Source organism: Sphingobium xanthum (genome assembly GCF_019737615.1).
Lineage (GTDB): Bacteria > Pseudomonadota > Alphaproteobacteria > Sphingomonadales > Sphingomonadaceae > Sphingobium > Sphingobium xanthum.
Genome location: NZ_JAHKKS010000008.1, coordinates 1 through 12,321 on the forward strand (window position 1 = coordinate 1; position 12,321 = coordinate 12,321).

General features: G+C 63.2%; 6 protein-coding genes, 1 tRNA gene and 2 riboswitches. Of the genes, 3 read left to right on the forward strand and 4 right to left on the reverse strand.

The features are described from left to right. Positions 1-603: 603 nt before the first annotated feature. Entirely contained in the window at positions 604-1,722 is a 1,119-nt protein-coding gene (locus tag KM135_RS13250) for a tyrosine-type recombinase/integrase (RefSeq protein ID WP_221714505.1), read from the reverse strand. 221 nt (positions 1,723-1,943) lie between these two features. Next, a tRNA-Thr gene (locus KM135_RS13255) sits at positions 1,944-2,019 on the reverse strand. Positions 2,020-2,229: 210 nt separating this feature from the next. On the opposite strand from KM135_RS13255, the gene KM135_RS13260 reads away from it, so the two are divergent. After that, positions 2,230-3,588, forward strand: coding sequence for a PAS domain-containing protein (locus KM135_RS13260; protein WP_246606095.1), 1,359 nt, complete (start codon positions 2,230-2,232; stop codon positions 3,586-3,588). Positions 3,589-3,746: 158 nt separating this feature from the next. Further along, positions 3,747-8,408 carry an NAD-glutamate dehydrogenase gene (locus KM135_RS13265; protein WP_221714506.1) on the forward strand — a complete coding sequence of 1,554 codons (4,662 nt, stop codon included), beginning with the start codon at positions 3,747-3,749 and terminating at the stop codon, positions 8,406-8,408. A gap of 47 nt (positions 8,409-8,455) precedes the next feature. Here KM135_RS13265 and KM135_RS13270 read toward each other — a convergent pair whose 3' ends face one another. Next, positions 8,456-9,130, reverse strand: a complete 675-nt coding sequence (locus tag KM135_RS13270; RefSeq protein ID WP_221714507.1) for a peptidylprolyl isomerase — start codon at positions 9,128-9,130, stop codon at positions 8,456-8,458. Positions 9,131-9,437: 307 nt separating this feature from the next. Beyond that, positions 9,438-10,634 (reverse strand): D-amino acid dehydrogenase, encoded by a 1,197-nt coding sequence (locus KM135_RS13275; RefSeq protein ID WP_343228199.1) that lies wholly within the window; start codon positions 10,632-10,634, stop codon positions 9,438-9,440. A gap of 62 nt (positions 10,635-10,696) precedes the next feature. Next, a riboswitch (glycine riboswitch) is annotated at positions 10,697-10,785 on the reverse strand. 1 nt (position 10,786) lies between these two features. Then, a riboswitch (glycine riboswitch) is annotated at positions 10,787-10,881 on the reverse strand. 300 nt (positions 10,882-11,181) lie between these two features. On the opposite strand from KM135_RS13275, the gene KM135_RS13280 reads away from it, so the two are divergent. Continuing rightward, positions 11,182-12,204, forward strand: coding sequence for a methyltransferase (locus tag KM135_RS13280; RefSeq protein WP_221714509.1), 1,023 nt, complete (start codon positions 11,182-11,184; stop codon positions 12,202-12,204). The last annotated feature ends 117 nt before the right edge of the window (positions 12,205-12,321 follow it).

Below are 12,321 nucleotides of genomic sequence, written 5' to 3' on the forward strand. Positions count from 1 at the left end.
GATGAAGCTGCTATACCTCGTACTCAACAAGGCCGCCGATGAATGGAAACGGCCACCGCGCGAGTGGGCCGAGGCAAAAACCCAGTTCGCCGTGATCTTCGGCGAGCGGTTCGTCATCTGATGACGACAACCGGCCTCGCGCACAAAATATCTGACAGTCCCGGGTGAACCAACGAAGCTCCGAGTGCTCATCGCACACCATTGAAGGCTCTCCAACCCATTCGGTGACAGCGAAGATATTGCAGGTCATGGGACCATGAATTTCAGGTTGAACGCCTTCGACGACCGAAAGCAAAACGAATTGTGCACCCACTAGCTCGCCGAACTCCATCCCAGCTTGCCGAAAGTGGCTACGAGCAGACAGCGCCGGATTTGCCTCGACGATGATGGCGGCCGCTGAAGCAAGGATGTGGAGCAGCACGCCTCGGCTGGGCGGAACTTCTATGGTTCGAAGGAGAGTCACGACCAAATTGAAAGGGACTTGCTGATCTGCTGGAAGTGAGGGCGTTGTCACCCTAGCAATATATGGCCAAACGCAATTTCGTTCAACATGAAAGTATTATAAGATATTGATATTATTGTCTTTGTTAGTCCGGAGCGGCGCTATCGAAAACTTTGAAGGTTAGCTATGAGATCGGCGGGATTGATCCTCTTGAGATAGAAGCGTTCAAGCTGATCGACGCTGGTACCAGCGTTCTTTGCTAAGGCGAGGACGTTCACCTCAGCACCCTTTGTGAACCGAAGCATCAATGCGGTGTGCCGAAGGCTATAAGTCGAACGCTTGTTGCCGAAGACATCTACCTTCAAGCCCAATTCGCTCACCAGACCTTCGAAAGCATCAGCCATTCTCTCTCGAGCCGTCTGACGATTGGCGTATTCTGCCTTGAACAGGTATGCCTCTGGATTTTTCCCGTTCCTCTCGGCGATCCTTTTGTAGGCGCTGACCGCCGGACCCATGGTCACCGATATCCGCTTCAACGTTTTGCTCTGGGTGATCGCTAGCTGAAGATGAGCATTTTCACCCTCCACGATCTTCACGTGCTTATGCTTAAGCGCCGGCCACTCTCCCGGCCTCAAGAATGATGCGACCATGAAGATGATGAAATCCGAAAGCTCAAACCATCCAACCGCCTCGGCAAGCTTGCCTGCTTTCTTTGCTGCCCTACCCCGGCCTCGAGCAGCCAGGTGGAGGCGCCTATACTCTTCGTGAGAGAACCACGCCCTTGGGTTATCCTTCGTCTTGACCTTGGGCATTGCCGGCACGTGGGTCAGCAGACGAGCATGGTGGGCGAATTTCAGCACGACATTGAGCAGCACAAGGTTGCGCTTGATGGTCGTGGCGGCAAGCTGACCTTTTGGGCTATTTGCCTTCTTAAACGCTAGAAAATCGTCGATCCTATCCGGCGTGATCGAATTGACGTCTGCTCGACCGAAATATGTAGCGAAGCCCGTTTTCCCAAGTGCCGATCCTTTGCAGTCGTTCAGATGACGGAGCCTCCTCTCGTCATCTCCTGCATCAGCTTCGAGCTTATTGAGCCACTGATCAACGATACGGTCGAAGCGAAGCTTTTGCTTCTGAACGGCCTGGTGGGCGGCAGGCAATGTGTCATCCTGGATGCCCTTTTGGACGAGACACTCCCCATAAAATTTTTGGGCGATCTGGCGAGCGAGCTTCTCATCCGTCGTACCGGTGCTCTTGGTATGGACGGATCGGCCAAACATGGGGAGATAGACACGAGCATACCAATTTGGGCTGCCCCTGCCCTTACTGAGAGGCTGCTTGTAGAGACTCAGCCCTCTTTGGATAAGAATTGATTCGGTTTTCCTAGAAATGGCAAGAATCTCAAGAGCTTCGCTATCCAGCGCCTGATTATAATAGTCATTATAAGAGTCGCCAAGCGCTCGGTGCGCCTGACATAATCAGCTGAAATTATTATAGAAAATGGTGCCGCTTAGGTGACTCGAACACCTGACCCTCGCATTACGAATGCGATGCTCTACCGGCTGAGCTAAAGCGGCTCCGGATCGGGACTAGCCCGTGCAGCGGCGGCGCTTATCAGCAGCGGCCTCGCCTGACAAGCCGATAGAGCCCGATCCCTAATGACGGGTTACCATAACAAGGTCTTTACCGCGCATTTACCCTTTCTGGCGCAAGATGCCGGCCGTCGAAACAGCGGATTGACGGGTCGGAACATGGATGCACAGGGGCTTAGCCAGGCTGAAGAGGCCATGATGCTCGACGAGGCCCTGGAGGCGCCGCCGATCGTGCGTTTCGATGAGCGGCGCATGCACATCCGCGCCTATAATTACTGGGCGTCCCTGCTCGGCGACCGTACGTTGCCCTGCATCGAGGATCTCAATCCCGCGGAAATCGAGGATTTCGGCTCGCACAGCGTGCTGCTCGACTTCACCAGCGGGATCGACAATCCCGCGATCGCCTTTCTGGGCACGGCGCTTGCAGCGCAATGCGACGTCACGACGAAGATCGACCGCGCCAACGAGATTCCGCCACGCACTTTGCTGTCGCGACTCACCGATCATTATCTGCAGATCATCGCCAATGCCGCGCCGATCGGCTTCGAGGCCGAGTTCACCAACCAGCGCGGCAACGAGATCATGTACCGCGGCATCATGATGCCCTTTTCCACCGACGACGACACGATCGACTTCGTCTATGGCGTCATCAACTGGAAGGAAGTCGCCAGCGACGATCTTTCGGACAGCATCGCGGCCGAAGTCGTGGCGTCCGTGCCGCCTTCCCCGGCGATTGCGGAAACCGCGCCGATCTGGGCGGATCGTCCGTCGCTCTCGGACCTGGGCTTCGGCGAGGACGAAGATGACGACGAGGATGACGCCTTCGAGTTGACGGCCGAGATGATCGCCGTCGAGCCGCCCGCCTCCTTCGCCCTTGTCGGCGCGGATGCGGACGATAATTTCGCGGACGAGGAGATCGACTCCGCGTCTGTCGCGATTTCGATCGACGATGAAACCGCGCTCGGCGATTCGCTTGCGCTTGCCCGCGAGGCGGCCGCCGTCGCCCACGCCAGCGAGGGCCGCACCCGCGCCGCGCTCTATCGCGCGATCGGCCTTGCCCATGCCTTCGCGGTGGTCGCGCAGGCCCGGCCCGATGATTATGCCGAATTGCTGGCCGACAGCGGCATCGAGGTGCAGCCCCGCAGCCCGCTGACCGCGCTCGCAAAGCTGGTCTTCGGCGTCACTTACGACAAGACGCGCCTCACCGAGTTCGTCTGCGCCATCGAGCATGGTCTCGCGCGGGACATGGCCCCCGGCGCGCTGACGGCCTATCTCAACGAAACACCGGGCGGCCTCAAGGGTCTCGTCGCCAGCGTCCGTGCCGCCAAGCGCGGCGAAACCGCGGTCGCGCCCGTCAAGCCGAATAGCCGCGCGCGCCGCAAGCTGGGCAAGGCGCGCGCCATCGAAGCGGACATGCTGGCGTTTGATGAGGCGGGCCTTGCCGTGGTCGTCATGCGCCGTGAGGCCGATGGCTCGCTCACTCTGGTCGCGGCGCTCCCGGAGGCCGACCGGCTGACCGCGCGAGTCTACACTGCAGCCTCCAAGCGGATCTGAATGTCGAACGAAGCACTTTATAAAAGTTTCTCGATCGCATAATAATATTCCGCGCCTATAGGCCGCATGCTGTTGCGGTCGGGGCAGCGGAGGTCTAACTGGGAAGAGTACGGCGCGACGCAGTGCCGGCCCTGACGCGACCATCGAGAGAGGATGGCATGAGCGCAACGCTTCAAATCGACAAACCCGTCACCCCCATCATCGCGGCTGCCCTCATCGAGGGACTGCATGGCAGCGATCGCGATGCCCTAGTCGGCTCGCTGGATGCAGCTGCTGTCTTCGTCGCGGAGGCCGCAGCGGTTCGCAAGGCAGGCGACACGGCGATCCTGGTCGATAGTGGCGGAGACGATCTGCGTGGCGAAGGCGGCGCACGGCGCCAGCGCCTTGCCATCATCAACGCGGACATGCCCTTCCTCGTCGATAGCATCGGCAATTGCCTGAGCGAGGCGGGGCTGGTCATTCACTTGCTCGCGCACCCGATCCTTTCCGTCCATCGCGACGCTGAGGGCCGCCTGATCGCGATCGGAGACGAGGACGGCGCGGAGCGCGAATCCTTCATCTATATCGAGACCGATCGTCTGGACGCGAAGGGCCGCCAGGCGCTCGCCAAAGCCCTCGACGTGGCCCTCGCCCATGTGCGCGCGGCCGTTGCCGGATGGCGCGCGATGATCGACGTCATGAATGCCGATGCCAATCGGCTCGGCTCGGCCGAAGGCGGCGACCTGCTGCGCTGGCTGCTCAAGGGCAATCTCACCCTGCTCGGCCATGAAGTGCGCGCCCGCAATGGCAAGGCGAGCCGCGCCAAGGGCATCTGCACCGTTTCCGACACGCCGATGCTCTCGCCGAATCGCATCGCCGAGGCTTTCGCCTGGTTCGACGCAGGCAATGCCGGACCGTTGATCCTCAAGTCCAACCGCCATTCGCGCGTGCATCGCAATGTGCTGATCGACCTCTTCATCGTGCCGGTGCGCGAGGGCGAAGAACTTACCGCGCTCTCGATCCATGCCGGCCTCTGGACCAGCGCGGCGCTCGCGACCCGGCCGGAGGATATTCCCGGTCTGCGCGACACGCTCTCGGGCCTGATGGCGCGGTTCGGCTATGATCCGGGCGGCCACGCCGCCAAATCGATGGTGCATGCGCTGACGACCTTGCCTCATGATCTCATGCTGGCCTTCCAGCCCGAGCATCGCGAACGCATCACGCTCACCGCCATGTCGCTTGCCGACCGGCCTCGGCCCAAGCTGGAGCTGGTGCCCGATGCACTCGGCCGCCATCTTTTCGCTTTCGCCTGGATGATGCGCGACGATCTCTCGACCAACCGCCGCGAGGCGATCGGTCATATGCTCAGTTCGGCGGCCAATGCCGGCCTGCTCGGCTGGTCGATCGCGCTGGAGGAAAGCGGCCTCGCTTTGGTGCGCTATACCTTCGACATGCGCGACGGCGGCCAGATGCCCGATGCCGCGGCGCTCGACCGGCAACTGGAGCAGATGCTGCGCGGCTGGGTGCCGGCCGTCGAGCAAGGCCTTGCCGATCTCGGCGAGGGCAATCGCGCCGCCGTGCTGGCCCAGCGCTATGCGCCTGGGCTTCCGCTAGCCTATCGTGAAAGCACTGGTGCCGCCGAAGCGAGCAAGGACATCATGGAGCTCCACAAGCTCGGTGGTCCTGGCGAGCGCAACGTGCGCTTCTACCGCGCGGACAGCGACGGCGAGCGCACGCTTCGCGTCAAGATCTACAGTCTGGAGCCGCTGATCCTGTCCGAGGCGGTGCCTGCGCTCGAGAATTTCGGCTTCCGCGCGCTGGAAGAGCGCAGCACACCGGTTTCGCCGGACGGCTCGCCCAACGGCTCGCTCGGGCATATCCAGCGCTTTTCGCTGGAGCGGCAGGATGGCGGCCTCGCCGCGCCAGTGCTGGATCGCGCCGCGACCGTGGCCGAGGCGCTTGACGCCGTGCTCGAAGGCCGGGCGGAGAATGACCGCTTCGCCGAGCTGATCGTCACAGCCGGGATCGGCCCGCGCGACATCGTCTTCCTGCGCGCCATCTTTCGCTATCTGCGCCAGACCGGCATTTCCTACGGCCTCTCGACCGTCGTGGAGGCACTGCGCCGCGAATCCGGCATCGCCCGGCAACTCCTCAATCTGTTCTTCGCGCTGCACGATCCCGAGCGCGCCAGCGACACCGGGGATGCCGACGAGATCGACAAGGCAATCGACGCCGCACTTCAGGGCGTACACAGCCTGGACGATGACCGCATCCTGCGGCTCTACCGCTCGGTCATCAAGGCGACCTTGCGCACCAACGCCTTCTCACCGGCCGCGCAGGAAGCGCTCGCCTTCAAGCTCGATTCGGCACAGGTTCCCGGCCTCCCCAAGCCGCTGCCCTGGCGCGAGATCTGGGTCTATTCGCCCCGCGTCGAGGGCATTCATCTGCGCGCCGGCCGCGTCGCGCGCGGCGGTCTGCGCTGGTCCGATCGGCGCGACGACTTCCGCACCGAGATTCTCGGCCTCATGAAGGCGCAGCGCGTCAAGAACGCCGTCATCGTGCCGACCGGCGCCAAGGGCGGCTTCTATCCCAAGCAGCTGCCGGCCGCATCCGACCGCGACGCCTGGCTGGCGGAAGGCACGGAGAGCTACCGCATCTTCATCCGCTCCCTGCTCTCGGTCACCGACAATATCGTCAAGGGCAAGGTGATCCATCCCAAGGGCGTCGTCGTGCGCGATGGCGAGGATCCCTATTTCGTGGTCGCCGCCGACAAGGGCACCGCCACCTTCTCCGACGTCGCCAATGCCATCGCCGTCGAGCGGAAATTCTGGCTGGGCGATGCCTTCGCAAGCGGCGGTTCCAACGGCTATGACCACAAGGCGATGGGCATCACGGCGCGCGGCGGCTGGATCAGCGTCCAGCGTCATTTCGCCGAGATGGGCATCGACGTGCAGAAGGAGCCGGTCCGCGTTATCGGCGTCGGCGACATGTCCGGCGACGTGTTCGGCAACGGCATGCTGCTGTCCAAGGCGATCAGGCTCGTCGCCGCTTTCGATCATCGGCACATCTTCATTGATCCCGATCCCGATCCGGCCCTGAGCTGGAAGGAGCGCGCGCGCCTCTTCAAGCTGCCGCGCTCGAGCTGGGACGATTATGACAAGAAGCTGATCTCGAAGGGCGGCGGCGTCTTCCCGCGCAGCCTCAAGTCGATCCCGCTCAGCAAGGAAATGCAGGCGATCGTCGGCACCAGCGAGACCGCCATGGAACCGGCCGCTTTCATCACGGCGCTGCTCAAGGCCGAGACCGACCTGCTGTGGTTCGGCGGCATCGGCACCTACATCAAGGCGGCCAATCAGAATAATGCCGAGGTTGGCGATGCGGCCAACGACCGTCTGCGCGTCGATGCCGAGGAACTGCGCACCAAGGTGATCGGCGAGGGCGCCAATCTTGGCGTCACGCAGGCCGGGCGTATCGCCTTCGCGCTGCGCGGCGGGCGGATCAACACGGACTTCATCGACAATTCGGCGGGCGTCGATTGCTCGGACAATGAGGTCAACATCAAGATCGCTCTCAACAAGGAGATGATCGAAGGCCGCCTGCCCGAGGATGATCGCAACGTCCTGCTGCGCGAGATGACCGACGAGGTCTCGAAGATCGTTCTGGAGGACAACCGTCTGCAGGCGCTCGGCCTCTCGATCGCGCAGTCCGGCGGCGCCGACGATCTCGCCTCCTATGTGCGCCTGATCGCGACGCTGGAAGCAGGTGGGCATCTCGATCGCCGCGTGGAGGGTCTGGCGGGCGATCAGGAGCTGTTGCGCCGGGCTGGAGACGGATTGGGCCTCACCCGGCCCGAGCTGGCCGTGCTGATCTCGACCGCCAAGCTCGCGCTTCAATCCGCGATCGAAAGCTCGAGCCTTGCCACCGACGAGGCGCTCACCGGCGATCTCATGCGCGCCTTCCCCGTGCAGATGCAGGAGCGCGAGGCCGATGCCATCGCGGCCCACCAGCTGCGCGGCGAGATCATCGCCACCAAGCTCGCCAACCGCATCGTCAACCGGCTCGGTGTCATCCTGCCGTTCACGCTGGCGGAGGAGTCGAGCAGCACGCTCGACGAAATCGCCCGCGCCTTCGTCATCGTCGAGCAGCTCTTCGATCTGCGCAAGCTCTGGGATGACATCGACGGCGCGAAGCTCAGCGAACAGGCGCGCCTCGCTCTCTATCGTCAGGTGGCCAATGCCGTTGCCGGGCATCTCGGCGACACGCATCGTTCGCTTCCGGCGAGCATGCGTCCGGCGGGCGCCATCACTGCGCTGTCGCCTGCCATGACGACGCTGATGAAGGATGTCGATAGCCTGCTCCAGCCCGAGCCGGCGCGGCGAGCGGAAGCGCTGATGGATGAGCTCACTGCGCTTGGCGTCAGCCGTGCGCTGGCTGCGCGCGTCGTCATGCTGGTCAAGATGGACGGCGCCATCGGCCTCGCCATGCTTGCCCGCGACCTCGGCCAGGACGAGATTCAGGTCGCCCGGGCCTTCACCCATCTGGGGCAGGCGCTCGGCATCGACTGGCTGCAGGGCCAGGCCGCGCGCATGAGCCCGGCCGATCCCTGGGAACGCCTGCTCATCGCGGGCAGCGCGCGCGATCTTCAGCAGATGCGCCTCGCCTTCCTGTCGGGCGCCAAATACAAGGAAGGCAATGCCTTCGTGACCGATTGGCTGGCCAAGCATGAGGCCGCGGTCGCCAAATATCGCCAGCTGGTCGCGCGGGCGCAGGCGGCCGGTCCACCGACGACGGCCATGGTCGCCGAACTGGCGGGTCAGGCACGGGCGCTGCTGGCGCGGTGAGCGCACCGGCAGTTGCCCGGAGCAACGCCAACGAAACGGAGACTGGATTATTTCCCCGGCGCGCGTGGCCGCATCAGCCAGGGCTTCACGGCACCGCTCGGCTTCGCGACGCCATCCAGCCGTACGGCTTTGATGATCTTGATCGGCTTCTTGATCATCTGGCCGAACATGACGCCGCGCCCGCAGCAGGTATCCAGCGCGAGAATGCGCTTGATGACGTCCATGCCCGCGACGACCCGGCCGAAGGCGGCATATCCCTGATAGCCTGGCCGCGCGTCCAGCGTCGGATTGGGGCCGACCTGGATCGAGAAATTGCCGGTGCCGCTGTTCGGGTCCTTATGCCGTGCCATCGAGATGACGCCGTCGAGATGCTGGATGCCGGTCTGGTTGGTCGGCTCCAGCTCAACCGTCGGGAAATAGACGCGCCGCGCCTCGGTATCGATGCCGCCCTGCACGAAGCCCAGCGCCTTGTTGTCCTTGCGCCGATAGGCCCGATAGAAGCTCGTATTGTCGAGCCGACCGTCATCGACATAGATCATGAAATTCGTGACCGTCTTGGGCGCGCGCTTGGCGTCCAGCGCCAGCACGATATTGCCGATGCTCGTCTCCAGCCGCACGCGCACATAGCCAGGCGCCGGGCGCGTCGCGGTCTGCGCGTTCACAGCGGACAGGGGCAGCAGGACGATCAGGCACGCGAAAAGCAGGCGGGAAATCAGCGACATGTCTCTCGGGATAGCGGTTTTGGACGAACGTCGCCTGAACATGTCACAGGAAGGTGAACAGATTCAACCATCAAACCCGCAAATCCACGGCAGCAGGAGACCCTCTCTTGGCAAGCCGCAAGGCGCCCTCCGAGAAATCGCCGTCCTGCACCAACTGCCCCGTGGCACGCCGGACCGAGCTCTTTCCCAGGTCCGAAAATCCCATTTCCCGCCGCCGGTGCCGAGGGCGGAGACCACGCGCGATAGTGTGACCTTAGTGTGACCTTTCGTCTCAGCCTTTGGCGACCGGACAGACAAAAGCCTGCTTTCAATGCACCTGCGCGCTCAGCATTTCCGCCGTGGCTGCCGAGAGCGTCCAGCCGAGATGGCCATGGCCGCTATTGTAGAGGATGCGCGGATGCCGCCCAGGTCCGACCTTGGGCATCATCGAGGGCGTCATCGGCCGCAAACCAGCCCAGGGCACGACCACATCGGTTTCCATGTTCGGGAAGAGCTTGCGCGACCATTCGATCAACGGGGCGATCCGATCGTTGCGGATATCGCGATTATAGCCGTTGAACTCGGCCGTGCCCGCGACGCGGAAGCGATCCGGGCCAAGGCGGCTGGTCACGATCTTGGCGCTCTCGTCGAGCAGGCTGACATGCGGCGCGGCCTTCTGGCTGGCCTCGTCGTGCAGCATCACCGTGATCGAATAGCCCTTCACCGGATAGATGTTCACCCGGTCGCCGACGCTGGACGCGAATTTGCGGCTGGCAACGCCCGCACAGACGACCAGCCGGTCGCACAGCAGCACCTCGGCTTCCGGCCCAGCGAGCGTGATGCGGACCGCGTCCGTGCCCGGCTCGATATGCTCGACATCGCAATCCTGCCGGAAGACGACGCCCAGCCGTTCGCACGCCTCGGCCAGGCCGCGCGTGAACTTGTGGATATCGCCCGTGCAATCGGACGGCGTGTAGAAGCCTGCATATAATGGCCCGGTGAGTGCCGGCTCGATCGCGCGCGCTTCCTCCGCGCTCACCGCATAGCGCTCCAGGCCTGCGGCGAGCAGCAGTTCGTTACCCTTGGCCGCAGCGCGGAAAGTGCGCTCGTCATGATAGACATGGAGGATGCCGCGGCGCTCGAGATCGAAATCGATCCCTTCCTCCTCGGCGATGCGGAAGAGATGCTGGCGCGCGGCGATGGCAAGGCGGGCCGTCTCGACCGTGTGCGCGTCATGATGCCGGATCTCGCCGCAGAATTCGGCCATCCAGCTCAGCTTGTGCCAGCTCGGCTTGGGGTTCACCAGCAGAGGCGCGGAGGGGCGCATCATCCAGCCCAGACCCTTCATCACCGTGCTCCAGCTGTTCCACACCTCGGCATTGCTGGCCGAGAGCTGGCCGCCATTGGCGAAGCTGGTTTCCATCGCGGGGTAGCGGTGCCGGTCGAGGACGGTCACATCATGCCCGGCCTTGGCCAGCGCATAGGCCGTGGTCACACCGGTGATACCGGCGCCGATGATCATCACATTTGCCAAAAACCGTCTCCCGAACTGCCCGTGACTGATCACGCTCGAAACTGCGTGAAGTCCCGTCTGTTCGGTTACCTGAGAGCGTCGATCCGCAGCGCGAACCGTTCCCCTTCGGTGGGCGCCCGGCGCGACGCCTCTCTCCAGACTGTCCTGACGATCCGGTCCCTTGTGCCTGAGAGTTTCCGGGACCGGTTGCTCCTTCGGCGTCGAGCTCACCGAGCCCGATCTCTCCCAAATCGCGTCTTAGCGGACCGTAATATTATGTCGCAGGCCGGTAATTTTGTCAATGCAGCCCACATCGGCCCCAGCTCCGTTCATCTTGAGCGCCTCTGAACTCGTCGAAGGGACGTATCGAGAACCCGCGCAGCCGGATCTTCCGCTCGCGCACCACCCTTCTACCCAATGAGGACAGACGGATATTGTCGCCCCGGTGCATCTCTTCCCTCGATGAGGCCTTGTGCGGCAGGGATGGCCGCCGCATGGGACCTTTGTCTGATTCGACAACTATGCCGCCTTGCGCGGCGATCCGGGAGGGGCAGTTTCCATGAAGGGACAATATCTTTCGCCGCCGGTCGATGATCGGCTGATCTGGGATGCGTGGCTCGCCATGCACAATCTGCCGGCCATGCTGGCGGCGGACGATATCGGCCTCTTCGATGCGCTCGTCGATGGGCCGCTGGCGCTCGACGACCTGGCCGCCAGGTGCGACGTCAATGCGCGCGCGCTCGGCATTACGAACAGCCTGCTCTGCGGCCTCGGCTTCCTCGTGCGGCGCGACGGGCGCTATGGCCTGACGCCGACCAGCCGCAACTATCTGGTCAAGACCAGTAATTTCTACTGGGGTGCGCTGCTGAGCGGTTTCCGGGCCAGCGCGCCGGGCACCGAACTGCTCCTCGCCGCGCTGGCGCCGGATGCCAAGCCCAAAGGCGGCGACAATGCGCAGGGCTGGGAAGCGGGCGACATCCCGCTCGATCGCGCGATCGGCATTGCCGCATTCATGCATGCGCACAGCTGCGCGCCCGCGATCGGCGTGGCGCAGCACCCCGTGTTCGCCGATGTTAAGCGCTTCCTCGATATCGGCGCAGGATCGGGCGTGTTCACCATCGCGGTCGCTCAGCGCTGGAAGGAGTTGCGCGGATCGGTTCTGGATCTCGGCACGATGTGTACGGCGGCGCAGAAATATATCGACGAGGGCGAAGTCGCGGACCGGGTCGATACCGTGCCGCTCGATTTCTTCCGTCAGCCTTGGCCGAGCGGCTATGACGCGCATTTCTTCTCGAACGTGTTCCACGACTGGAGCGATGAAACCTGCCTCGAGCTGGCCAGAAAATCGTTCGACGCGCTCCCCTCGGGCGGGCGCATCATGCTGCACGAGGCCCTGATCAACGACAATCTGGACGGGCCGACGACGCCGGCCTCCTTCTCGGTGCTGATGCTCTACGGCACGCAGGGACGGCAGTTCACCCTGCCCGAGTTCAAGGCGCTGCTCGGCAAGGCCGGCTTCGTCGATTGCGAGGCGACGGCCACGTGCGGCTACTACTCGCTGGTGATTGCACGGAAGCCCTGAGCGGCCGAACGACCCTCATCCGTTCGGTCCCGGACCCGATCCGGGGTTGTCGAAACGCTGTTCTTCCTTGAAAGAAGGACGGCCCCATTCGACTGCCTGCCAAGGCAGGCGCTCGGG